24 protein-coding genes are annotated in these 23,134 nt (G+C 40.7%); 12 read left to right on the top strand and 12 right to left on the bottom strand.

The window, feature by feature from the left end:
- Positions 1-157 precede the first annotated feature (157 nt).
- The 5 genes from aspA (at position 158) to LZZ98_RS02090 (ending at position 7,902) form a co-directional block, all read left to right on the top strand.
- The gene (aspA, locus tag LZZ98_RS02110) at positions 158-1,606 is read left to right on the top strand and encodes an aspartate ammonia-lyase (RefSeq protein WP_237786443.1); all 1,449 of its coding nucleotides are present in this window, start codon (positions 158-160) and stop codon (positions 1,604-1,606) included.
- A gap of 136 nt (positions 1,607-1,742) precedes the next feature.
- Entirely contained in the window at positions 1,743-2,114 is a 372-nt protein-coding gene (locus LZZ98_RS02105) for a hypothetical protein (protein WP_237786596.1), read from the top strand.
- 133 nt (positions 2,115-2,247) lie between these two features.
- Positions 2,248-5,706 carry a transcription-repair coupling factor gene (gene mfd / locus LZZ98_RS02100; RefSeq protein ID WP_237786442.1) on the top strand — a complete coding sequence of 1,153 codons (3,459 nt, stop codon included), beginning with the start codon at positions 2,248-2,250 and terminating at the stop codon, positions 5,704-5,706.
- A gap of 233 nt (positions 5,707-5,939) precedes the next feature.
- Entirely contained in the window at positions 5,940-6,374 is a 435-nt protein-coding gene (locus LZZ98_RS02095; protein ID WP_086174268.1) for an HIT domain-containing protein, read from the top strand.
- 67 nt (positions 6,375-6,441) lie between these two features.
- Positions 6,442-7,902 carry an adenylate/guanylate cyclase domain-containing protein gene (locus tag LZZ98_RS02090; protein WP_237786441.1) on the top strand — a complete coding sequence of 487 codons (1,461 nt, stop codon included), beginning with the start codon at positions 6,442-6,444 and terminating at the stop codon, positions 7,900-7,902.
- A 71-nt stretch (positions 7,903-7,973) separates the two neighbouring features.
- On the opposite strand, the gene fdx is transcribed toward LZZ98_RS02090, so the two are convergent.
- The 8 genes from fdx to LZZ98_RS02050 all read right to left on the bottom strand — a co-directional run bounded on the left by fdx (position 7,974) and on the right by LZZ98_RS02050 (position 14,171).
- Complete coding sequence (gene fdx / locus LZZ98_RS02085; RefSeq protein ID WP_237786440.1) at positions 7,974-8,312, bottom strand: ISC system 2Fe-2S type ferredoxin; 339 nt, start codon at positions 8,310-8,312, stop codon at positions 7,974-7,976.
- Positions 8,313-8,325: 13 nt separating this feature from the next.
- Positions 8,326-10,188, bottom strand: a complete 1,863-nt coding sequence (hscA, locus tag LZZ98_RS02080; RefSeq protein ID WP_237786439.1) for a Fe-S protein assembly chaperone HscA — start codon at positions 10,186-10,188, stop codon at positions 8,326-8,328.
- A 48-nt stretch (positions 10,189-10,236) separates the two neighbouring features.
- Positions 10,237-10,752: a Fe-S protein assembly co-chaperone HscB gene (gene hscB / locus LZZ98_RS02075; protein ID WP_237786438.1), complete on the bottom strand. Its 516-nt coding sequence runs from the start codon at positions 10,750-10,752 to the stop codon at positions 10,237-10,239.
- Between the two features lie 107 nt (positions 10,753-10,859).
- A complete protein-coding gene (gene iscA / locus LZZ98_RS02070; protein ID WP_086196349.1) occupies positions 10,860-11,180 on the bottom strand; it encodes an iron-sulfur cluster assembly protein IscA in 321 nt (106 codons plus the stop codon).
- 38 nt (positions 11,181-11,218) lie between these two features.
- The gene (gene iscU / locus LZZ98_RS02065; protein WP_086174262.1) at positions 11,219-11,605 is read right to left on the bottom strand and encodes a Fe-S cluster assembly scaffold IscU; all 387 of its coding nucleotides are present in this window, start codon (positions 11,603-11,605) and stop codon (positions 11,219-11,221) included.
- A 114-nt stretch (positions 11,606-11,719) separates the two neighbouring features.
- Complete coding sequence (locus tag LZZ98_RS02060) at positions 11,720-12,937, bottom strand: IscS subfamily cysteine desulfurase (RefSeq protein ID WP_237786437.1); 1,218 nt, start codon at positions 12,935-12,937, stop codon at positions 11,720-11,722.
- A 1-nt stretch (position 12,938) separates the two neighbouring features.
- Complete coding sequence (locus LZZ98_RS02055; RefSeq protein WP_086174260.1) at positions 12,939-13,412, bottom strand: Rrf2 family transcriptional regulator; 474 nt, start codon at positions 13,410-13,412, stop codon at positions 12,939-12,941.
- 111 nt (positions 13,413-13,523) lie between these two features.
- Positions 13,524-14,171, bottom strand: coding sequence for a hypothetical protein (locus tag LZZ98_RS02050; RefSeq protein ID WP_237786436.1), 648 nt, complete (start codon positions 14,169-14,171; stop codon positions 13,524-13,526).
- A gap of 188 nt (positions 14,172-14,359) precedes the next feature.
- Here LZZ98_RS02050 and LZZ98_RS02045 point away from each other — a divergent pair, with 188 nt between their 5' ends.
- From LZZ98_RS02045 to LZZ98_RS02035, 3 genes are all read left to right on the top strand, one after another.
- Positions 14,360-14,827: a phasin family protein gene (locus LZZ98_RS02045; protein ID WP_237786435.1), complete on the top strand. Its 468-nt coding sequence runs from the start codon at positions 14,360-14,362 to the stop codon at positions 14,825-14,827.
- 158 nt (positions 14,828-14,985) lie between these two features.
- Entirely contained in the window at positions 14,986-15,258 is a 273-nt protein-coding gene (locus LZZ98_RS02040; RefSeq protein ID WP_004651791.1) for an HU family DNA-binding protein, read from the top strand.
- Positions 15,259-15,389: 131 nt separating this feature from the next.
- Positions 15,390-17,258 (top strand): SurA N-terminal domain-containing protein, encoded by a 1,869-nt coding sequence (locus LZZ98_RS02035; RefSeq protein ID WP_237786434.1) that lies wholly within the window; start codon positions 15,390-15,392, stop codon positions 17,256-17,258.
- A gap of 57 nt (positions 17,259-17,315) precedes the next feature.
- Here LZZ98_RS02035 and LZZ98_RS02030 read toward each other — a convergent pair whose 3' ends face one another.
- Positions 17,316-18,188: a DUF2797 domain-containing protein gene (locus tag LZZ98_RS02030; protein WP_237786433.1), complete on the bottom strand. Its 873-nt coding sequence runs from the start codon at positions 18,186-18,188 to the stop codon at positions 17,316-17,318.
- 34 nt (positions 18,189-18,222) lie between these two features.
- Here LZZ98_RS02030 and LZZ98_RS02025 point away from each other — a divergent pair, with 34 nt between their 5' ends.
- Both LZZ98_RS02025 and LZZ98_RS02020 read left to right on the top strand, forming a co-directional pair.
- Positions 18,223-18,693: a DUF6231 family protein gene (locus LZZ98_RS02025; protein ID WP_237786432.1), complete on the top strand. Its 471-nt coding sequence runs from the start codon at positions 18,223-18,225 to the stop codon at positions 18,691-18,693.
- A 108-nt stretch (positions 18,694-18,801) separates the two neighbouring features.
- Positions 18,802-19,470: a YidB family protein gene (locus tag LZZ98_RS02020; RefSeq protein ID WP_237786431.1), complete on the top strand. Its 669-nt coding sequence runs from the start codon at positions 18,802-18,804 to the stop codon at positions 19,468-19,470.
- Between the two features lie 96 nt (positions 19,471-19,566).
- Here the strand turns inward: LZZ98_RS02020 and LZZ98_RS02015 are convergent, their stop codons facing one another.
- The 3 genes from LZZ98_RS02015 to LZZ98_RS02005 are packed head-to-tail and all read right to left on the bottom strand — an operon-like array spanning position 19,567 to position 21,532.
- On the bottom strand, positions 19,567-20,184 hold the full coding sequence (locus tag LZZ98_RS02015) for an OB-fold-containig protein (protein WP_237786430.1): 618 nt from the start codon (positions 20,182-20,184) through the stop codon (positions 19,567-19,569).
- 17 nt (positions 20,185-20,201) lie between these two features.
- Positions 20,202-20,513: a Rieske (2Fe-2S) protein gene (locus LZZ98_RS02010; RefSeq protein WP_171262901.1), complete on the bottom strand. Its 312-nt coding sequence runs from the start codon at positions 20,511-20,513 to the stop codon at positions 20,202-20,204.
- A 14-nt stretch (positions 20,514-20,527) separates the two neighbouring features.
- Positions 20,528-21,532 (bottom strand): adenosine kinase, encoded by a 1,005-nt coding sequence (locus LZZ98_RS02005; RefSeq protein ID WP_237786595.1) that lies wholly within the window; start codon positions 21,530-21,532, stop codon positions 20,528-20,530.
- A 135-nt stretch (positions 21,533-21,667) separates the two neighbouring features.
- Here LZZ98_RS02005 and LZZ98_RS02000 point away from each other — a divergent pair, with 135 nt between their 5' ends.
- Both LZZ98_RS02000 and LZZ98_RS01995 read left to right on the top strand, forming a co-directional pair.
- Positions 21,668-22,117, top strand: coding sequence for a GNAT family N-acetyltransferase (locus LZZ98_RS02000; protein ID WP_086174252.1), 450 nt, complete (start codon positions 21,668-21,670; stop codon positions 22,115-22,117).
- A 147-nt stretch (positions 22,118-22,264) separates the two neighbouring features.
- Positions 22,265-23,035, top strand: a complete 771-nt coding sequence (locus LZZ98_RS01995) for a COG4705 family protein (RefSeq protein WP_237786429.1) — start codon at positions 22,265-22,267, stop codon at positions 23,033-23,035.
- Positions 23,036-23,134: the final 99 nt, after the last annotated feature.

Below are 23,134 nucleotides of genomic sequence, written 5' to 3'. Positions count from 1 at the left end.
AAAGGTAGTTACAAGTGCTTACACTAGCTACAAAGCTGCTGCAATTCGTTATAGAGCCTTGCCAAATAAATATCTTTTTACAATATTCAAAATTGAGCAAAGCTTTAATATTTTTTCAATTGCACAATTCTAGTGCATACATGTGAGTATATTTAAAGTGTCTACAGTTCAAAGCGATAATACAAGAATAGAACGTGATTTGTTGGGAGCAAAGGAAGTTCCAGCAGCATGTTATTACGGCATTCATACTTTACGGGCTTTAGAGAATTTTCAAATCTCTAATCAGAAAGTTGGAAGCCAGCCGCATTTTATTCGGGCTTTGGCGCAGGTTAAAAAAGCTTCGGCACAAACCAATTTAAAATTTAGCAAAATTTCGGAACAAGTCAGTCAGGTGATTCAGCTGGCATGTAATGAACTCATCGAATTTCCGGAAAAATGGAGTGAGGCTTTTCCATTAGATGTTTATCAGGGCGGAGCTGGAACGTCTATTAATATGAATACCAATGAGGTATTGGCCAATATTGCCTTAGAGCATTTAGGTTTTCATAAGGGGCAATATGAACATATTCATCCCAATGATCATGTCAATAAATCCCAATCCACCAATGACGTATATCCAACCGCGTTACGCTTGGCGACCTATTATAGTCTGGATGATTTATTGCTTCAGATGCAAAAATTGATTGATACGCTGCATATCAAGGTTGTTGAGTTTCAGTTTGTTTTAAAAATGGGACGTACCCAATTACAAGATGCAGTTCCGATGACGTTGGGGCAAGAGTTTCGTGCTTTTGCAACTTTGTTAAAAGAAGATATCCGTTTAATTCAGCGTACCCGTGAGCTTTTACTTGAAGTGAATTTAGGCGCTACAGCCATTGGTACCGGGGTAAATACCCCTCAAGGTTATGCGCATGAAGCGATTCAATCTTTAAATAAAATTACCGGGCTGAATTTAATGGGGGCGGAAGACTATGTTGAAGCCACCAGCGATTGCGGTGTATTTATTATTTTATCCAGTGCGCTGAAACGTCTGGCGGTTAAACTTTCAAAAATATGTAATGACTTACGTTTACTAAGCTCGGGGCCGCGTACCGGTTTGGCGGAAATTCGGTTACCTGAATTGCAAGCTGGCTCATCCATTATGCCAGCCAAAATCAATCCGGTGATTCCTGAAGTGGTGAATCAGATCGCCTATAAAGTGATTGGCAATGATTTAACCGTGACCATGGCTGCTGAAGCAGGTCAATTACAGCTTAATGTCATGGAACCGGTGATTGCTGTTGCAATTAATGAATCGATTGAATTACTGACCCGAGCCATTTCAAGTCTGGATACTAAATGTATAAAAGGCATCCAAGCCAATAAGCAGGCCTGCTATGACGCCGTGATGCGTAGCGTGGGCATTGTGACTTTACTCGATCCAATTCTGGGGCATGCCAAATGCGATGAAATTGGCAAGCAATGTATTGTGGAAAATAAAACCATTCAACAGGTGGTTTTAGAGCAGGCATTGCTAACTCAAGAGCAGTTAGATGAAATCTTTGCTTTCAGTAATCTGGTTTCAGAAGTGACAACACCACATGAACTATTGTCACAGGTGAGTTAATACAGAAGATGTAGCTTCTATTATCTATTCCTTTAAAGGAGTAGCAGTTAAATCGCTACTCTTTAATGAAAAATAGGGGTGAAGCTGGTGCAGCTCAGGGTTAAAATGGTTGGAATTTTTTCTATGTACCATGCCCATGCTAAATAAACTTGCCGGACTATTTACAGGTTCAGGACTGTTTAAAAGTTCAAACCCTTCTCCTGAACAATTGTTTCTCCAAGAAAACAATATCCAGTTCGATCCGGAGCAGGGCTATATTGTCGATGGTATTGTCGTCAATCAGCTCTCTGAACGTTTGAGCTATTTTTCCAATCGCAAACTGAATAACTTTGACGATTTAAAAGTTCTGTATTTTACTGCCATTCTGATTAATGAAAAAATTGATCTGGAAATCGCTAATCAGCGCTTTGTAGCCCGATTAGGCAATAACGAAGAAAACCTGTTGCAGTTGAAACAAATCATCAAAAAGCTGAATGATTACTATCGTAATTTTCTGCGCGAAAAATAATGCGATAGATGCTTGTACATTCGGCATCTAAAAGGATTTGGATGCCAGCATGAGCTGCATATAAAAATAACTCAACCAAGAAAAAACCCATGTTAAGATACAGCTCATGTCATTTAGACCAAAAGCTATATACATGTTCCAACAAGAAATTTCTCAACTGAATCTGCCACAATTAAAAGCAGGCGAAAAACGCTGGGTCGGTAATTTACAAGGCTCATCTGCCGCGTTATTGTTCAAAAAAATTGCCACGCAAAGCAAGCAATTATTCATTATTGTTGCCAGAAATAATCAGCATTTGGGACAGTTGGAAAGTGAACTGGAATTTTATGGCATAAAACCGACCATTTTCCCAGATTGGGAAATTTTGCCCTACGATCGTTTATCTCCACATCAGGATATCGTGTCAGAACGGCTTTCCATTTTATCCAATATGCCACAGCAGGGCGTGTTGCTGCTTTCTGCATCGACTCTGGCACAGCGTGTTGCACCGACCTCATGGATATTAGGTGAACATTTTGATATTCAAGTGGGGCAAAAATTTGAACTGGAACAACAAAAACTGCGTTTAATCCAGGCAGGCTATCATCTGGTTGATACTGTATATGATCATGGTGAATTCGCTGTGCGCGGCAGCATTATGGATATCTATGCGTCCGGACAAAGTGCACCGATTCGTATCGATTTGTTTGATGATGAAATTGAAAGCTTAAAGTTTTTTGATCCTGAAACGCAAAGAACCACTCAAACGCTGCAACAGTTTTCGGTTTTACCCGCCAAGGAATTTCCCCTTAAAGAAGGACGCGCAACGTTCCGTGATCGTTATGCAGAAAGTTTTCCTCAGGCAAATCCGAAGAAAAATCCAATCTATCAAGATGTTTTAGAAGGCATTGCATCGCCGGGTCTAGAGTTCTATTTTCCTTTATTCTTTAGTAAACAGGCCATGGATACGCAAAGTACGCTGATGGCATACTTACCCAAGAATGGCATTGTCATTACAGATAAGCATCTGGATGAAGGTTTAACCAGTTTTTGGAAGGATGTGGTTCGCCGTTATGAAGATCGCCGTCATAATGTCGATCATCCTATCTTGCCGCCAGAAGATATTTTCCTGCAGCCGAATCAGGTTTTAGAGCAGCTGAATCAGTTCGCCAGAATCATCGCCTCAGCTGAAGAATTTGTCGAAAAAACCGGTGTGATTAATTTCAACACGGAAACTCCTCCGCGTTTACCGGTGGACCCAAAACAGGAAAAACCATTTTCAGCGGTTAAAAAGTATATTGATGCGGCCAATCATCCGGTACTGTTGGTGGCTGAAAGTGCAGGCCGTCGTGAAACGCTCAAAGATGCCTTGCGTCCAGCGCTGGGGGACATTCCCAATGTTGAAAACTACGCGCAATTTAGAAGCTCTTTACATGCAATAGCCATTACCAGTGCACCACTGGATCGTGGTCTGGTCATTCCGAATCAGCTCACCGTCATCTCGGAAAACCAGCTTTATGAACATCGTGTGGTACAGCGCCGCCGTAAGCGTCAACAAGAAGTATCTGAAGAATTCCTGATTCGCAGTTTAACAGAACTGAGTATCGGTGCACCGGTGGTGCATATTGATTATGGTGTGGGGCGTTACGCCGGCTTGGTCACTTTAAGCATTGATGATCAGGAGCATGAGTTTTTACAGCTTGATTATGCTGATGCGGCCAAGGTGTATGTGCCGGTCACCAATCTGCATTTAATCAGCCGTTATAGTGGTGGTGATCCGGATTTAGCGCCTTTGCATAAACTGGGTACCGATGCCTGGAACAAGGCAAAACGTAAAGCTTTGGAACAGATTCATGATGTTGCCGCTGAACTGTTACATATTCAGGCACGCCGTCATGCCAAACCTGGCTTTAATTTTGAGCTGGAACAAAGCTCATATATGCAGTTTTCCAGTGGTTTTGCCTATGAGGAAACTCTGGATCAGGCCAATGCGATTGAAGCAACCCTACATGATATGCAGCTGGCCAAACCGATGGATCGTCTGGTGTGTGGCGATGTGGGCTTCGGTAAAACCGAAGTGGCAATGCGTGCTGCATTTTTAGCGGTACAAAACAACAAGCAGGTGGCGGTTCTGGTTCCGACGACCTTGCTGGCACAGCAGCACTATGAATCCTTTAGGGACCGTTTTGCCGACTGGCCGATTCGTATTGAAGTGCTTTCACGCTTTGGTTCAAGTAAATCACATAGCAAAACCATTGAAGACCTGGCTGAAGGTAAAGTGGATATTGTGATTGGTACGCATAAAATTTTGCAGGAAAGTATCCAGTTTAAAAACCTAGGCTTGATGATTGTCGATGAAGAGCATCGTTTTGGTGTGCGTGATAAAGAACGTATTAAAGCTATGCGGGCAGATGTCGATATGCTGACCCTGACGGCTACGCCAATCCCGCGTACTTTAAATATGGCTTTTAGCGGGATGCGTGATCTGTCGATTATCGCAACCCCGCCAGCACGCCGTTTGGCTGTGAAAACCTTTGTGCAGGAACAGACCAATGAATCGATTAAAGAAGCAATTCTGCGTGAATTGCTGCGTGGCGGGCAGGTTTATTTCTTGCATAATGAAGTCGACAGTATTGAAAGAGCGGCGGAAAATATTCGCGAGCTGGTGCCTGAAGCGCGGGTAGCGGTTGCCCATGGACAAATGCGTGAACGTGAACTGGAGCAGGTGATGCAGCAGTTCTATCACAAGGAATACAATGTTCTGGTCTGTTCAACCATTATTGAAACCGGAATTGATGTACCCAATGCCAATACCATCTTGATTGAACGTGCCGACAAATTAGGTCTGGCACAGTTACATCAGTTACGTGGTCGTGTGGGACGTTCGCACCATCAAGCCTATGCTTATCTGTTAGTGCCTTCACTTAAAGGCTTAAAAGGGGATGCAGAAAAACGTCTGGATGCGATTCAGCGTGCATCGAATTTAGGTGCCGGTTTCATGCTGGCGACGGAAGATCTGGAAATTCGTGGTGCGGGTGAGCTTTTAGGCGAGCAGCAAAGTGGTTCCATGCAGGCGATTGGTTATAGCCTGTATATGGAAATGCTGGAAAAAGCGACCAAAGCCATTCAAAAAGGCAAAACTCCGAATTTCGATGCACCATTGTCCTTAATTGCGGAAATTAATCTGCATATGCCGGCGCTGATTCCAGATGAGTATCTGGGAGATGTACATCAGCGTTTACTGTTCTATAAGCGTATCAGTAATACCGATACACAGGAAAAACTCGATAATATCCGCATGGAGTTGATTGACCGTTTTGGTGTGCCGCCTCAGCCAGTGAAACAGTTGTTTGCTGTACATCAGATTCGGCTCAAGGCAGAGCAGCTGGGCATTACCAAAGTTGATATCAGTTCACATGGTGGTCATATTGAATTTTCACCCGATACGCCGGTACAGGCCATCAGCATTATTCAGATGATGCAAAAACATCCGACTTTTTTCCGTATGGATGGCGGACAGCGTTTAAAAGTGATGGTGATGCTGGAAGATTATCAAAAACGTATCCAGTTCATTGTCGATTTACTGGATAATTTATTAAAAGAAATTCGCTGATCTGCTGCAGGGTGCATAAATATTATGCACTCATTTTTAAAATTGCCCGGATTTGAATCATTCTAGTCATGAAGCACTTGATTTTTTAAAGAAATTTATTAAATTCAAACGTGTTAGCATGTTCAGTGCAAATAGTGGTTTATTTGTAATGAAACCCATTGCATAGAATATTCACGTCCCATTGTATGTGATAGTATTAGCCATCATTCTAATTTTGCATAATTTATAAAGATATGTTTAGTTTGCATCCACAACTTGCTCAAGATACTTTTTTTGTAGGCGACTTTCCACTGTCAACATGTCGTTTAATGAATGATATGCAATTTCCGTGGCTCATTTTGATTCCACGCGTACCTGGTGTAAGCGAATTATATGAATTAAGTCAGGCCGACCAGGAACAATTCCTGCGTGAATCTAGCTGGTTATCCAGTCAGCTTGCACGTGTATTCCGCGCAGACAAGATGAATGTTGCGGCACTAGGAAACATGGTTCCGCAATTGCATTTTCATCATGTGGTTCGCTACCAAAATGACGTGGCTTGGCCAAAACCAGTTTGGGGTACACCCGCAGTTCCTTATACCAATGAAGTTCTTGCGCATATGCGTCAAACCTTGATGCTTGCATTACGCGGTCAGGGTGACATGCCATTTGATTGGCGCATGGATTAATTTCTGGTCATCGAAAAAGCCATAGTATGGAATTTATGGTGTAAAGGCTTGGATCAGGAGGAATTGAGTGTCATTAGACGACTGGATTAGAAAAGAACCAAGACAATTTGAATATTTTCATCGTTTGATGGGATATATGATGTTGTCTTTGCTGATGATTGTCTATCATTACACGGCATCTGACACTCAATACCAGATTTATATTCCTTTTTTTCTGTTGGTTATTTTTCTGGTCACGCCGAAATTATCGACCTGGTTACAGTATCGTTATAATTCCAATATAAAACGCAGTGTCTTATTTATTACTGATGTTATTGTTATTTCGGTTATTTTATCTGCTATTCATTTAAACCTGGTTCTGACTTTTATTTCACTGTTTGTCATTTTATATACGGCAATCACTAACAAGATTTCTTTTTTAGTGGTCTCATTGGCAAGTTTAATCGGAATAGCAAATTTTTATCTGTGTAATATTCTGATTTTTGGTTTTGGTGAGTATTTTGAACAAACCACCGGTGAATTAACTGTACTTGGCTTTATTTGTTTAATTACTTTTTTCGGTGTTGGCAGTTTTTACCAAAGCAGCCAGATTCAACATATCAGTAATCGCAAATCCTATTATTATGATCAAATGAATCGTTATATGGAGTTTGCCAACCAGCTTAGCCGCTATGCACCTGTGCAGTTGTGGCAGTCGATTATGAAAGGGGAATCGGAAGCCAAAATTGAATATAAACGAAAAAAAATGACTATTTTCTTTTCAGATATTCAAGGTTTTACCGAACTTTCAGAAACGCTGATTCCTGATGATTTAGCATTCTTGCTGAATGACTATCTCAGTCATATGACGGAAATTGCCAAGCAGTATGAAGCGACAGTCGACAAGTTTATGGGTGATGCCATTCTGATTTTCTTTGGTGATCCAATCTCGCAAGGTGCTGAACAAGATGCAAAAACTTGTCTGGACATGGCGATTGACATGCGTCAGCAAATGAAACTGCTCAGAGAGCGCTGGATTAAAATGGGTTATCCGGCCTTGCATATTCGTATGGGGATCAGTACCGGATATTGTCACGTGGGTAACTATGGTGCGGCGCATCGTATGGCTTATACCATTGTTGGCCGGGATGCCAATTTGGCAGCACGATTACAAAGTGCGGCAGCGGTAGATGAAATTTTGATTTCAGATGAAACCTATAATTTAATCAAAAATGATTATTTATGTGCGCCTAAAGCACCAATCAGACTTAAGGGTATTCAAGGTCCAGTCAAGACTTGGCAGGTCATGGAAAAATATACTTCGCGTAAATCAGATTATCAGCGCTGGTTTGATTATGAATATAAAGGCTTTCATTTATTGCTGAATCTGGATGAAGTGCAAAATTATGAATATCCAGAGCTGATCCAGGTATTGGAAAAAATGATTAAGCGCATTGAAAAACAGCAAAAAATGACCAATTCAGAAGGGATTGTAAAGCTGAGTCTGGAAGATGTAGTGGAAGATCGGAAAGACCAGCAGTATCACTAGAAATATTTATTTAGCTTCAGCTTAAATATAAAAAACCACGCTATTGCGTGGTTTTTTCATCTCTAAATCAATTAATTATTTTCAGAAGCATGGTTAATTGTATATTTGGGAATTTCAACTTCCAGGTCTTCATCGACAATTTTAACTTGGCATGAAAGACGGGAATCCGGCTCCAAGCCCCAGGCGCGATCGAGTAAATCTGCTTCGACATCCGTCATTTCTTCCAGACTGTCAAATCCTTTACGAACAACAACATGACAAGTGGTACATGCACAAGACATATCACATGCATGTTCAATCTTGATGCCATTTTTTAGCAGGCTTTCGCACAGGTTGGCATCCTGTTCAACTTCAAACTCAGCACCATTAGGGCAAATTTGCGCATGTGGAAGAACTTTAATACGTGGCATAATTTTTTCCTATTTATTTGTCCGAGTTTGACCAGTCATCAAGTTTAGTGCCTTTCAATGCTGCATCAATATGTTGATTCATGCGTGCAGCTGCAAAAGCGTCACTGTGTATTTTAAGCTGTTCTACAGCCTGTTCAATAGCTTTGACATCTGTAGTTTCGAGTTGAACTTCAAGCTGAGCTTTGGCTTGTTGTAACTGTGCCAGCTGATCTGCAGATAACAGTTGGGCATCCACTTTTAGGGCTTGTTCCAGTGCTTCAAGTTCACGTTTTGCTTCAACCTTGGTTTCTTGCATATGACGAAGATTTTTATCTTCTTCAGCGTATTTGAAACCATCAATCAGTAAGCGTTCTGTATCGGCATCCGATAAACCGTAGGATGGCTTAATGTCAATTTGTGCATGTACACCCGAAGTGGTTTCTTTGGCAGCAACAGTTAGCAAGCCATCAGCATCCACCTGGAAGGTGACTTCAATACGTGCCTGACCAGCAGTCATCGGTGGAATGCCATGCAAGACAAAACGGCCCAAGCTGCGGCAATGCTCTACCAGATCACGTTCACCTTGTACCACGTGAATCAGCATGGCAGTTTGACCATCTTGATACGTGGTAAATTCCTGACGTCGTGCTACCGGAATGGCAGTATTACGTGAAATTAAACGTTCCACCAATCCACCCATGGTTTCAAGACCAAGCGATAGTGGAGTCACGTCCAATAATAAAGAACCATCTTTGGAGTTGCCAATCAGTTGATTGGCTGTAATGGATGCACCAATTGCAACTACTTCATCTGGATTAATCGTGCAAAGCGGTTCTTGATTAAATACATCACGCACGGCTTTTTGCACGGCATAAGAACGGGTTGAACCACCGACTAGAACGACATTTTTAATATCGTCTAGTTCAAGTTTGGCATCACGCATCACGCGTTTGCAGACACTGATAGTTTTATCTAATGCAACTTTGATGATCTCTTCAAAGGTTGCACGATCTAGCGTTAAGCTTTGATCCAAAATTTTCAGTTCAACCGATTCAGCATCAGACAGCGCTTCTTTGGCTTTACGTGCTGAAACAATGAAATGCGCATATTCGGCATCATCTAAAGTTTCAACATTGAGCTGTTTTTTAGCCCATTTCACAATTAAACGATCTAGGTCATCACCACCTAGTGCGGTATGACCACCGGTAGCCAGAACCTCAAATACGCCTTGCGAGAAACGCAGAATAGAAACGTCGAAAGTACCGCCACCTAGGTCATAAATCACATAGTTTTGATCATGTGCCAGATTGGTTTCCTGGTCTAAACCATAAGCCACAGCCGCAGCCGTCGGCTCATTGAGCAAACGTAAAACGTTTAAACCGGCCAGTTGAGCCGCATCACGGGTTGCCTGACGTTGTGCTTCATCAAAATAAGCCGGTACTGTAATGACAGCACCATTGACCGGATTATTTAAGCTGCTTTCTGCACGGTCTTTCAGCTGTTTTAAAATTTCAGCTGAAATTTCTACCGGGGTTTTACGACCTTGAGCCGTTTCAAAAGCGGGCATTTCATTTGCTTCACCCACGAGTGTGTAGGGGTGCTGGAATTTAATGTCGGCAGCCGAGCGACCCATAAAACGCTTTACCGAAACAATGGTGTTTTTAGGATCTGTAGTAATAAAAGATTTGGCTTCATCGCCATAATGGGTATTGTTATGACTATAGTGCACAATAGAGGGAAGTAACACGCGACCTTGTTGGTCGTTGAGTACTTTGGCTTTACCTGAAAGTACTGTGGCAACCAATGAATGCGTTGTACCTAAGTCAATACCAATTGCGATGCGATGTTCATGCGGTGCACTTGATTGACCGGGTTCTGCAATTTGCAAGAGAGCCATTGTGTTACATCCTTAGAACTAAAAATTAAAAAATAAAATCAAAACGAATTAAAAATCATCATCTAAATCAAAGCTGTCATCATCAAGGAAACGATCTTCAGCTTTGTCGATGTCAGCCAATACCTTGACAAAGAAACGCAATTTACGCACGGTATCGCGAGCTTCGCCCCAGTCTTCATCTTCATAGTCAATTTTAAATTCACGGACTAAACCGTCAATCCATTGCTGAACTTCGTGCTTTAAGGAAACCAGATCCTCAGCCGATGCAGCTTCATCTAGCTGTTCACGAATTTCCAGTGCAGACTGTAAAAATTCGAAATCCCCAATTGATTGATCCAGATGATAATCTTGTTTTTTCAGACTCAAGAGATAAGCAGCGCGGCTATCAACATTGGATAAAGCCTTGAATGCCTGATTGATCTCGCTCGATTTAATCAGCGCCTGATCTTTGTCTTCGGCTTTATCTGGATGATATTGTTGCTGCAACTTTAAAAATTCATTTTTTAAAGTGGCCAAATCAATATCGAGTGCTACAGGGAGGTTGAACAACTCAAAATGATTCATGGGAGATTGGATCCGCGCGATAGATATGCAAAAATTGACTGCTTAAATGCAATTAAAACAGTGCATTTTACACTGTTTTAATCACCAAAAGAGAGGGGATTGGGTGTTTAAACGGTGAAAGATTCACCACAGCCACATTCGCCTTTTTTATTCGGGTTGTTAAATTCGAAGCCTTCATTGAGACCGTTTTTCACGTAGTCCATCTCCATACCTTCAAGATAAACCAGGCTTTTCGGGTCAACAAAAACTTTAACGCCAAACTGCTCAAACATCTGGTCATGTGTATCGACTTCATCGACGAATTCGAGTACATAGGCCAAACCAGAACAGCCGGAAGTTTTCACCCCAACGCGAATGCCTTCACCCTTACCGCGATTCTTTAGGTAATTGCTGATATGAGTTGCAGCATTTTCAGTTAAATGGATCATGAAAACTCCGTTAATCTTTTATCAAAAACTTGAAACACTTAAGCTTTTGTTTTTTTGCTGCGATAGTCTTCAACAGCAGCTTTAATCGCATCTTCAGCAAGTACAGAACAGTGTACTTTTACTGGAGGTAGAGCCAGTTCGGTCGCAATGTCGATGTTCTTGATGGCTTGTGCTTCATCAAGGGTTTTGCCTTTTAACCACTCGGTTACAAGTGAGCTAGAAGCAATAGCTGAACCACAACCATAAGTTTTGAAACGTGCTTCTTCAATTACACCTTCATCATTCACTTGAATCTGAAGACGCATTACATCACCACAAGCTGGTGCACCGACCATACCTGTACCAACATTTTCAGCATTTTTGTCTAAAACACCAACATTACGAGGGTTTTCGTAATGATCAATTACTTTTTCGCTATAAGCCATGATGCTTCTCCAAACCTCGGGGTCAGCCTTAAGATTCTTAAGATTAATATGGGGGTGAAATTACGTTTATCAACGAGATAGCTTTAAATTTTAAAGCTATCTCCAGACAATGAATTAGTGTTCAGCCCATTCAACAGTTGAAAGGTCGATACCTTCTTTGTACATATCCCAAAGCGGAGAAAGTTCACGCAATTTCTCAACAGCAGCTTTAGTCACTTCAAGAACGTGATCGATATCTTCTTCAGTGGTGTATTTACCGAAGCTGAAACGGATCGAGCTGTGTGCAAGTTCATCAGAAAGACCTAAGGCACGAAGTACATAAGACGGCTCAAGTGTTGCAGAGGTACATGCTGAACCAGAAGATACCGCAGCATCTTTTAATGCCATCATCAATGATTCACCTTCAACAAAGTTGAAGCTCACGTTGAGATAGTTTGCAACGTTTTGAGTAGGGTGACCATTTAGGAATACTTGTTCCAGGCCTTGTAAACCGTTCCATAATTTGTCACGGAGTACGCGAATACGTTTTTGTTCAGATTCAAGGTTTTTGCCTGCAAGTTCAAAAGCTTCGCCCATACCTACGATTTGGTGAGTTGCAAGCGTACCAGAGCGCATGCCGCGTTCATGACCGCCACCATGCATTTGAGCTTTAAGACGGACACGTGGTGAACGACGTACGAATAATGCACCAATACCTTTAGGGCCATAAATTTTATGAGCAGAGAAGCTCATTAAATCTACTTTTAAAGTTGAAAGATCAATTTCTACTTTACCTGCAGCTTGAGCAGCATCAACATGGAAGAAAATTTTGTTGGCACGAGTAATTTCACCAATTGCAGCAACGTCAGTCACAGTACCAATTTCGTTGTTCACCATCATTAAGGAAACAAGAATAGTATCTGGACGAATAGCTGCCTGAACCATCTCAGGGGTAATTAAACCTGTTTGAGGAAGGGGTTCAAGATAAGTAATTTCGAAACCTTCTGCTTCTAATTCACGACAAGTATCTAAAATTGCTTTATGTTCAATTTTACTTGTAATGATGTGTTTGCCTTTAGAGGCATAAAACTGAGCCACACCTTTAAGCGCCAGGTTATCAGATTCTGTTGCACCTGAAGTCCAGACAATCTCGCGTGGATCTGCTTTGACCAAGTTCGCAACTTGTTCACGTGCATATTCTACTTTTTCTTCAGCCTGCCAACCGTAAGCATGAGAACGAGATGCAGCATTACCGAAAGTACCGTCAAACGTTAGGCATTCCATCATGCGTTCTGCAACTTGAGGGTCTACAGGAGTGGTTGCTGCATAATCAAGATAAATCGGACGTTTCATGTCAAATACCTGTAACCGATAAAAAGGCTGAATCAAAAGATGCTGTATTTTGGCGGATTGCAACGGTTTGTACGTTGTCTCGTGCTACTAGATCAGCAAGGGAGATTTTTGCTAGATAATCGGCAATGTGGTGGGAGAGTTCTTGCCATAAATCATGAGTCAAGCACATTGCACCATTTTGGCAGTTACCTTTATGGTCACAACGGGTCGCATCAACTGTTTCGTTTACAGCTTCAATAATTTCTAATACTGTGATTTCTTCAGCGTTACGAGCCAGGTGATAACCACCGTTGGCACCACGAACACTAGAAACTAAGCCGTGGCGCTTGAGTTTCGCAAATAACTGCTCAAGATAAGCAACAGAGATACTTTGACGAGCTGCAATTTCAGCAAGCGTGATCGTTTGTTCAGTTGGCTGCAAAGCTAAATCAAGTAGAGCAGTCACTGCGTAACGACCGCGAGTAGTAAGACGCATGATTCGATACACATATTAAGACTAGATGTGTTGATTTTATGAATCCTGACTAAAATAGTCAAGTTTTTTATTGGGCTTTCATTTTTTTTGTTTTATAAGAAAATTAGATATTTATGCAATCCAGCAATTATACACTAATAACGCAACTAATAGCACGATAGTTATACTAAAAGCCATATTGATTCTTTTCTGTTTTTGTTGAATACGACGAATGCGATTCTTATATTGTTTAACTTCTACCTCTAAAGTATTGATCTTTGAACGTTGCTGATCAATTTTTTCTAATAGGGGCACAATGCGCTTTTTGGAGGCAATAACATCTTGCCCATCAATAGGTTCGCTGAGCCATTGCTTCCAGTCCGATAAAACTTTGGGAAAACTAAAAAGAAGGGTTAAATCGCGAAACTCATCTTTAAGGGTGATGTCACCATCAATGCGCATTTTTTTAATACTGCGGCGATTGGCAAAGACAAAAACTTTAATCAAATCTGTAAGTGTAGTGCGAACATCCAGATCGACCATTTTCTCGGGAGCTTTGGTGTCAAACAATACGCCATGTTCCGTGAAAACCACATAAAAATCAAAATAAGGTAAATAGCTATTAATTTTAATGGAAATTTTTTGGTCTATAAATTTTTTAGCCTGCAAGCCAACGACCCGATCATGTTTTAAGATGAAGGTAAAGATTGTCTCCAAAACAATCATAGTCATTGTGAGCAACAAATGCGGTTGATTTTGACCTTGTTGCGATTCACTCATAAAACTTAATCCTTACCTGAAAGGAGCATCCGATGCTCGAAAATCTGTTCAGGGCTTATCACAAATATATTAATCTTGCTTTGTAGAACAGTTTAGCAAATCGATCAAGTGTTTAATTTGCTATTATAGCTGTATTTTTTAAGTAATTATATTTAAGTTGTATGGAAAATAAGCAGGAGATGGTGTGAATGGATAAATCGACAAAAGATCAAGAGATTGATCAACAAAAAAATGAAAATGCTGATAAAACAAAGAATAAAGCACGTTCAGGTCGTAAATCGGCTTTGGATTTTCGTAAATATACTCAACAAATATGGCTTGCTGGTTTGGGGGCTTTTTCGCGTGCGGAAGAAGAAGGGAATAAATTATTTGACTCTTTAGTCAAGGTGGGGGAAGAACTGGAATCCAAAACCACAGAAATTGCTGATCAAACTGTAGAAAAGGTTTCGGAAAAAGCTAAAGAGTCGGTGAGTGACACTAAAGATAAAGTAGAAAAATTATTGGATCATAGCGTAAACCATTCTTTAAACAGAATTGGTCTGGTGACGGTTAAAGATATTCAACATCTAGAAACCCTCATATTACAACTACATAGCAAGGTCGATTTTTTGATCGAAGAAAATAAGATTTTAAAAGCGCAAATTGTAAAAAAATGAAACATTTTTGCTTTTTCTGCATTTTTCAACAATTTTTTTCGCAAATATTTTGCAGAAAAGCATATTCAGAGTATTGCGTTTTGCCCCAAAGCATTGATATAAAGGTGCTATGGAATCCTTAGACCTTAAATAAACGATATTAAGAGGACATAATCTTCATGAATAAATCAGAATTAATCGATGCAATTGCAGAGAAAGGGGGATTGTCTAAGACTGATGCAGGTAAAGCCTTAGATGCAACAATTGCTTCAATTACTGAAGCACTTAAATCTGGTGATACTGTTACACTTGTTGGTTTTGGTACATTCAACGTTAAAGAGCGTGCGGCACGTACAGGTCGTAACCCGCAAACTGGCGCAGCTTTAGAAATTAAAGCAAGCAAAGTACCAAGCTTTAAAGCAGGTAAAGGTTTAAAAGATTCTGTAGCTTAATCTTTTTTGATGCCGATAAACGCGCCCTAGAAGGCGCGTTTTTTATTAATAATGCCGATTACAGTTTGAACTCATTCATTCACAGCAGGTTTTCAGGTAAAATCCCCCACAAATAAAATATTGGAATACTTATGGAATCTTTTCGTAAAGTTATTAAAGGTTGGTTGGGCAAAGCTTTGCTCATTTTGTTTTTGACCCCTTTAGCACTTGTAGGTATTGAAGGATATTTTAGTGGTGGAAAGTCAGAAGACACGGCAAAATTGGTTAATGGCCAAGAAATTTCTAAAAAAGAATTAGAATCACTGACCAAAACATTTAAAGACCAATACTTGGCTTATGCCAATGGCGACGAAACTTTATTGAATCAATCTTTCATTGAAAATAAAGCGATGGATAGCCTGGTTGCTCGTACCTTGTTATTGCAACAGGCCGAAGAGTTGGGTATTTCTTTGAGTGATGCACAAATTGAACAGATGGTTGCTCAACAACCGAGCTTTCAGGAAAACGGTAAATTTTCTGAAGCCTTGTACTCAAATTATTTACGTTCAGTGGGTATGACCAGTCAGGCTTTGATTGCAAACTTGCGTAAAGATCATGCCCTTAAAATGTTGACTTCAACATTTATGGACTATGCATTGGTGAGCAAGCTTGATATTCAGCAAATTGCCAACTTGCAGACTGAACAGCGTACTTTACATCTAGCGAGCATTAAGCTGGATGAATACAAGAAAAATGTAAATGTAACAGCACAAGATATTGCAGCCTACTACAACAAGCATCAAAAAGCCTTTAAACAAGTAGCAAGTGTAGATGTTGACTATGTGGTGTTAACGCCTGCCAATGTGGCTCCTGCGAATACGCAAGTGACAGATGCCGAATTGCAACAAGCTTATGCTGCCTTTGTCGATTCGCAAAAGCAAAATGCCAAGCCACTGGTAAAACATATTTTAATTACTGCAGACACCCGTTCAGATGCTGAAGCGAAAAAATTAGCGACCAATGTTGCTGCGAAAATTAAAGCAGGCATGTCCTTTGCTCAAGCTGCAGCACAATATTCGGATGATACCGAATCTAAAGCTAAGGGTGGTGTGGTAGAAGCTTATGCAAAAGGCGTGTTTGGTGAAGCATTTGATTTAACAGTTGCTTCTTTAAAATCAGCACAGGTTTCAGCGCCAGTTAAAACCCAGTATGGTTATCATTTAATTGAAACAGAAGCAGCGGCAGTGAAGTTGCCTTCATTTGAAACTGAAAAACCACGCTTGCTGGCCGAGTTGCAAAAGAGTAAAGCTGCCAATTCATTCTCTGATGCGGTAAATGGCCTGAATGAAATGGTGGTGGGTAGCGATGCACTGGATGTGGTGGCCCAAGAAGTTAAAGGGGTAAGCGTTCAGTCTGTAAAAGGTATGACTTTAGCTACTCAGCATACTGTACTGAGCGATGCCAATGTTAAAGTTAAGCTGTTTAATGATGATGTGAAAAATGGTGACCGCAATGCATCTAGCAGCATCCAGATGGCAAATGGTAATACCGTTTGGGTGAAAGTGCGTAATTATCATGCGGCTGGGGTGCAAACTTTGGCTGAAGCAACACCAGGTGTAAAAGCGAAACTCATCGAACAGAAAGCATTAAATGCAGCGAAAGCGAAAATCCAGGCTGCGCTTGATGGCTTTAAATTACAACCTGCGGCAACAGTAGCGGCGAAAAGTAAAATTGCGTTTGAAAGTGCAGGTGTTTTTGCACGTTCACAAGGTTTGAAACGTGAAATTGAACGTGCAGCATTTAGCGTTCCAGCACCGAAAGCAGGCATGTGGTCGGTCACAACTGCTGCATTGCCAAATGAGTTGGTGGTGGTTGCTGTATCGAATGTCAACAAAATGGCTTCCAGTGCTTTAAGTGATGAGCAGTTAAATGAATTGTCCAAGTTGTACCAGCAACTTCGCGGTCAACAAGAACTGGATGATTACACGCAATATCTAAAATCACATGCAAAAATTAAATAATCTGCTGTAAAGAAAAAACCTGCGTTAACGCAGGTTTTTTTATGGCTGAATTAAAGGTTATTCGGCACGGATTTTAAGCTCATAGCCTGAATATTTGCGGATATTAATGACACCTGTATCTAAAATCAGATACTGTCCTTTAATGCCTTGTAACTTGCCGCGAATAGTAGGAGTTTTGTCGAGATTATGCGATTTGATTTTTTCTGGATATTGTTCAACCGGATAAACAAACTCACGTGGCAGCTCATCTTCCATCACTTCAATGGTTTCGTTAAATTCCAGATTCTGGCTAAATTCATCACGTATGGTCTGAATTTTCGGTGCAAATTCTTCAATCAGCTGTTCACGCACCTCAATCAAATTCAGCGGTTCAGCTTCGCCTTTGAGCAGTTTACGCCAATCGGTCTTATCGGCCACTTGAGTTCCAAACATAATTTCCAGTTGACCTGAAAGACGGCGGGAGCCAACTTTCATAATCGGTAAGGCTTGAGTTGCCCCCTGATCCAGCCAACGCGTTGGCATTTGTCCCATACGGGTAATTCCGACTTTTAATGCACTGGAATTGGCCAGATAGACAATATGCGGCTGGAAGCACACCTCATGGGCAAAGCTGTCTTCACGGCAAGTACCGAGGTGATAATGACAGGTTTCCGGTTTCATAATACACATGTCACAAGATGCTTTGGTTTTAAAACATTTAAAGCAGTGACCCTGTGAAAAAGATTTGTTGGTTTTGCTACCACAAGATACGCAATAGATATTGCCTGTCCATTCGATCTCGATTTCCTGGCCTAAATTGAATGGCAGGTCAACTTCTGAACGATCTAGAATAAATTTATATTCAACATTTGCCTTGTGTGTATGTTGATCAGTTACACTAAGGTCCTTAAGACCTGCATGCATTTTATGGCAAATGCCTTGTAGTTCCATACAGAATACTCTCTTCAATAATAAGGATGCAGTTATGGCTGAACAGAATGTCATCACTTCTATGCTAGACGATTTATCTAAAGAACAGCCTATTCAAACTGCATTATGTATTGGTCAAAATCTGGATCAATACAACAATAATCAATCAATTCAATGGCACTATTTTAACGTAACTGAGTTTTTAAATCTGCCTTTTGCCCGGCGATATGACCTGGGTTTTGTGGTGATGGACTCGCAAGAGTTGGTCGCACTTTCTGATGTGCAGAAGTCGCAACTGTTGGTGAAACTGCGTGATTTAATGGCAAAACGGATTGTAGTAGTTAGCCGATTGCAAGATGAGAAATTATTGCGTTCTTTGGGCTTTACTCAACTGATTGACAAAACCCAACATGATAGCGATTTTGCTTTGTGGCAATTCAATATTTTAACTTATAAACATGTACCGGACTGGTTTAATTCCAAGTTTTGGGCAAACCCGGAAAACTGGAATAAATTTCGTTGGTAATTTATTGATTTATATAAATAAATACAATTTCAAAACTTAACAATTCATATTTAGTGATTGCTTTAAAAGCGTCGTATTCTTTTATTAAGCTCATAAAAGGATAATGCAATGACTAATCTGAGCAATATCGTTGAAATATTCGCTAAACAGGCTTTGGGCGGAAAGCAGCAACAATCTCAGCAAGGTGGTTTAGGTGATATTTTAGGTTCGGTATTTGGGCAAATGAGTGGTAATAATGCTCAGCACAATCAACAAAACAATCAACAAGGCCAACAAAATACGCAAAACCAGCAGCGGCAACAAGGCGGATTGGGTGGAATTCTGGGAGCAGTGCTAGGACATTTAAGTGGTCAACAGAACCAGCAACAAACCCAGCAATGCAGTAATGTCGGATCAAGTAATACCAAAACCTTATTAATAGCCGTGCTTCCCTTGGTACTTGCCTGGATTCAGAAGCAGGGCGGCATACAAGGGGCATTGGATAAACTAAAAGGTATGGGGCTAAACAGTCAGGTGGATGACTGGGTCTCTACAGGACCGGGTGAAAATGCCAGTGTAGATCAGCAGCAAGTTCAAGGGCTATTTGATGAGCAAGAAGTAGAGCAGGTCGCGCAGGAAACTCAGGTGTCTACGCAGGATATTTATGGCGCAATTTCAAAAGTGCTACCGCAAATTATTGATTCACTCACCCCGCAAGGTGAACAGACCAATAAACAGGAAGCCAATGCAGATATTCAACAAGTCATGAACTTGGTTTCTGGCTTTCTTAAACGTTAAGATTTTGTTTTTTTAAGACCAGTAGGGTTGCTGACTTGACTGGTTTTTTATACCTGAAATTAATTTTGATGACTCACTATCTTAACGACTTAAATGTTATTGATGATTTTCCATGCTAAAGAGGGTATTTGATTTGGATATTTTTTTAGCAATATAGTGCGATTTTTTTAAACGAATTAAAATAATTTGCGATTGAAATTCCAGTTCACCAAATTCAGGCTCGACCTGTACATAATGTAGTTGTCCAAAACTGTCCCGTACCCGTGCCTGTGCGGAAAATCCCGGACGGGCATTACCGCTGGAAATGGTCGCCAAACGTCCTAGCAGACTGACCTGTTGTTTGGTAAGCGTTGGCTTGATGACCTGGTCAAGACAATGAATCATAAATACAGTGAAAAACACCGCAATGATCAGTGCAGGGATAATCAGGTAATAAGCAGGCAGGAATTTTTGCTGCTGTGAAAATACGCAAAGTTGCAGAAAATAGCCTGAAAAACTGAAGTTCATCAGTAGAAACACCACAATCAGTGTCTTGGAAAATTTGACATTGAGAAACGGTGAATCGGTCAGTTTTTTAGGTGAAAGTGCTTTTAGAAATTGAGTCGGACGAATATTGAAGTAATAGCCAATGGTTTCTACCATGCTGAGTAAAATTAAAGCCAATAAACTTAAATGAAACGGGATTAAGTTATAGTCTTGCAGAAACTCAAGCATGGCAAATTCCATTGGGTTTATTCTTCTTTCAGGTAAATTCCACCATCAGAATGCACGGTAATTTCAACTTTTTCAAGTGATTGCCCTTGGCATGGACCAGAAATACATTCACCGCTTTCAACCAGGAACAATGCACCATGGGTAGAGCATTCAATATATTCCTGATCACGGTCTAGAAACTGGTTTTCCAGGAATTCCAGTTCAACTTGTAAATGCGGGCAGAGATTCTGATAAGCATAAAATGAACCATCACGCTGAGTAATGAAAATAGTATCACCATTCGGCGTTTCGTATGAACGTGCTTCACGTTCAGGAATCTCTTCCGTCATGGCAATTTTAATCATTATGCACATTCCTTCTGGAAGTTGTTTAATAATTCTGCGTAATGTTCGACGCTCAGGCGCGGACCAAATTGTGAAACCACTTCACTTGAAATCAGGATTGCCAATTCGGCAGCCGCTTTCAGGCTTAGTCCAATATTTAATGCATACAAGAATGCACCGGCAAATGCATCGCCTGCACCATTGGCATCAACTGCTGTTACTTTACGCCCTGGAACTTTTAAGGTCTGTTCAGAATCGGAAATTAAAGCGCCTTCTGCAGATAATGTAATGACAGTGTATATGCTTTTTAATTGCAATTTAGCCAATGCTGCTTCAATTGAGTCGGTTTCTGTATACATTAATGCTTCATGCTGATTGCATAACAATAAATCAACGCCATCATCAATTAACTCATCCAAACCTTGACGTGCATATTGCACCATCGCAGGATCAGATAAAGTTAGTGCAATTTTTACCCCATGCGCTTTGGCAATTTCACGTGCCTGTTTAACTGCTTTACGTGCAGAATCGCTGGTTGATAAATAACCTTCAATATATAGCCATTTAGCTGTCTTTAAAGGTTCAAAATTGATTTGCGCTTCACTCAGTTCAGCTGTAATACCGAGAAAGGTTTGCATGGTACGTTCAGAATCCGGACTCACCAGAACCATACAGGTACCGGTTACACCTTCACTGACTGATTTTTCAGTGGTTTGAATACCGGCTTCATTTAAACCTTTCAGATAAATGCGTCCAAGTTCATCATTACCGACACGGCATCCATAAAATGCTTTACTACCTAGCGCACTAAACGCAACGGTGGTATTTGCAGCAGATCCACCGGATGCTTGACCTTTGTATACTTGCGTTTCTTTTAAATTATTATATAAATTTGCTTGTGTTTCACCATCAGTCAACTGCATAGTGCCTTTTTGCAAATTTTGTTGAATCAGGAAATCGTCAGAGACTTTAAATTCTTGGTCGATTAATGCATTACCAATTGCAAAAAGATCAACGGTTGTCATGTCTTTCATTCACATTTCAAAATAAAACGCTAAGTTTACACCAATGCTCATGATTGCTGTAGATTGATGAATAAAATTCAATATATGACTGATGCTCGTACAAAATGCACTATAGGAAAAGATTAGGAAGGTTCGATGAATATCACGATTGCAAAAGCTGAACAATTACCTGCACAAATCACAGAATTAGCCAAGCAAGCTCAGAAAGAAGGATTCCAGCTTATTGATCAACTGATTGAAGAGTATGAAAGTGGCAAAAACAGGTTTGATCAACCTGGGGAATTTCTTCTTTTTGTTTATGATGATGAGAAACTGATCGCCTGTGGTGGTTTAAATCAGCAGTGGAACGAAAACGAAATTGATGCCCGTATTGGTCGTGTACGTCGTTTTTATGTCTTGCCTAAATATCGTAAGCATGGCGTGGGCAAGCAATTGTTACAACAGCTGGAAAAAGAGGCGCGTGCCAACTTTTCAGCACTGTGCCTGAATACCGACACCAAAAATGCGGCACATTTCTATCAAAAGCAAAACTATGTGTTTGTAGAAAATCATCCCAATTATAGTTATTTTAAATATTTGATCTAGTGACAGCATTTGAGCCAAAAAAGTACCATCAGCACTTCGATGGTACTTTTTTTTATTCGCAATCCCACAAAATAAGCTTGAGTTTTAATTTTCGGTTAAGTCTTGCAGAGAATGATGATGAAATGACCATTAGATTATCAGTTCCTCATGAAACAGCTTGAATTACAACAACATCTGATAAAAGTTCCTGCAATAACGGCACTATTCTGGTTGACCAAGATTTTTGCCACAACTTTTGGTGAAACAGGCGGAGATGCGCTGTCTATGTCGCTGAATCTGGGGTATTTGCTCAGTACCTTTATTTTTGCCGCGCTATTTATTCTATTGCTATTTTTTCAAATACGGGCAAAGGCTTATCATCCGTATTTGTATTGGTTCACTATTATTGCCAGTACCACCGTGGGCACAACCCTGGCAGATTTTGTCGATCGATCCTTAGGTATCGGCTATGCAGGCGGCACGAGTATATTACTCGCTCTGGTGTGTGTGTCTTTATTTATCTGGTATAGGGTAGAGGGAAGTATCTCACCCCATACAGTCAATTATCCTCGTGCAGAAATTTTCTATTGGCTCACCATTACATTTTCCCAAACCTTGGGTACGGCTTTAGGCGACTGGTCGGCAGATAGCATGGGCTTGGGTTATAGTGGCGGTATTGCAGTTTTTGTCACACTCATCTTAGTGATTCTATTGCTGTACTTATTTAGCACAATTTCACGAACATTCTTATTCTGGAGTGCCTTTGTACTCACCCGTCCTTTGGGTGCAGTAGTAGGCGATTTTCTGGATAAACCGATTGCTTCCGGTGGTCTGGATTTAAGCCGCTTTGCCGCTTCAGGGGTGATACTTATTGCAATATTGTTGTGTATTCGCTTTAGCAGCCATCAATCTGCTGCCAAAATGGACTTAAAGATATAGCCATCTGTGCTGAGATATAAAAAATAGCCATTCGTGGCTATTTTTTTTGTTGTGTAAATAGAGCCTGTTTTCAAAAAAGCGCCAGCATAAACTTGACTG

The organism is Acinetobacter sp. SM34 (assembly GCF_022012365.1).
Lineage (GTDB): Bacteria > Pseudomonadota > Gammaproteobacteria > Pseudomonadales > Moraxellaceae > Acinetobacter.
The sequence above is the reverse complement of the archived record's forward strand: the minus strand, read 5'-3'. Positions and strand labels throughout refer to the sequence as shown.

Coding starts and splice junctions, on each gene's coding strand:
- iscU (WP_086174262.1), bottom strand. CDS start 11,605: ATGGCTTATAGCGAAAAAGTAATTGATCATTACGAAAACCCTCGTAAT.
- LZZ98_RS02035 (WP_237786434.1), top strand. CDS start 15,390: ATGGAATCTTTTCGTAAAGTTATTAAAGGTTGGTTGGGCAAAGCTTTG.
- iscA (WP_086196349.1), bottom strand. CDS start 11,180: ATGATCCATTTAACTGAAAATGCTGCAACTCATATCAGCAATTACCTA.
- LZZ98_RS02045 (WP_237786435.1), top strand. CDS start 14,360: ATGGATAAATCGACAAAAGATCAAGAGATTGATCAACAAAAAAATGAA.
- LZZ98_RS02095 (WP_086174268.1), top strand. CDS start 5,940: ATGTTTAGTTTGCATCCACAACTTGCTCAAGATACTTTTTTTGTAGGC.
- fdx (WP_237786440.1), bottom strand. CDS start 8,312: ATGCCACGTATTAAAGTTCTTCCACATGCGCAAATTTGCCCTAATGGT.
- hscB (WP_237786438.1), bottom strand. CDS start 10,752: ATGAATCATTTTGAGTTGTTCAACCTCCCTGTAGCACTCGATATTGAT.
- LZZ98_RS02050 (WP_237786436.1), bottom strand. CDS start 14,171: ATGAGTGAATCGCAACAAGGTCAAAATCAACCGCATTTGTTGCTCACA.
- LZZ98_RS02055 (WP_086174260.1), bottom strand. CDS start 13,412: ATGCGTCTTACTACTCGCGGTCGTTACGCAGTGACTGCTCTACTTGAT.
- LZZ98_RS02030 (WP_237786433.1), bottom strand. CDS start 18,188: ATGGAACTACAAGGCATTTGCCATAAAATGCATGCAGGTCTTAAGGAC.
- LZZ98_RS02025 (WP_237786432.1), top strand. CDS start 18,223: ATGGCTGAACAGAATGTCATCACTTCTATGCTAGACGATTTATCTAAA.
- LZZ98_RS02040 (WP_004651791.1), top strand. CDS start 14,986: ATGAATAAATCAGAATTAATCGATGCAATTGCAGAGAAAGGGGGATTG.
- LZZ98_RS02020 (WP_237786431.1), top strand. CDS start 18,802: ATGACTAATCTGAGCAATATCGTTGAAATATTCGCTAAACAGGCTTTG.
- LZZ98_RS02060 (WP_237786437.1), bottom strand. CDS start 12,937: ATGAAACGTCCGATTTATCTTGATTATGCAGCAACCACTCCTGTAGAC.
- LZZ98_RS02005 (WP_237786595.1), bottom strand. CDS start 21,532: ATGACAACCGTTGATCTTTTTGCAATTGGTAATGCATTAATCGACCAA.
- LZZ98_RS01995 (WP_237786429.1), top strand. CDS start 22,265: ATGAAACAGCTTGAATTACAACAACATCTGATAAAAGTTCCTGCAATA.
- mfd (WP_237786442.1), top strand. CDS start 2,248: ATGTTCCAACAAGAAATTTCTCAACTGAATCTGCCACAATTAAAAGCA.
- LZZ98_RS02105 (WP_237786596.1), top strand. CDS start 1,743: ATGCTAAATAAACTTGCCGGACTATTTACAGGTTCAGGACTGTTTAAA.
- LZZ98_RS02010 (WP_171262901.1), bottom strand. CDS start 20,513: ATGACGGAAGAGATTCCTGAACGTGAAGCACGTTCATACGAAACGCCG.
- hscA (WP_237786439.1), bottom strand. CDS start 10,188: ATGGCTCTCTTGCAAATTGCAGAACCCGGTCAATCAAGTGCACCGCAT.
- LZZ98_RS02015 (WP_237786430.1), bottom strand. CDS start 20,184: ATGCTTGAGTTTCTGCAAGACTATAACTTAATCCCGTTTCATTTAAGT.
- LZZ98_RS02000 (WP_086174252.1), top strand. CDS start 21,668: ATGAATATCACGATTGCAAAAGCTGAACAATTACCTGCACAAATCACA.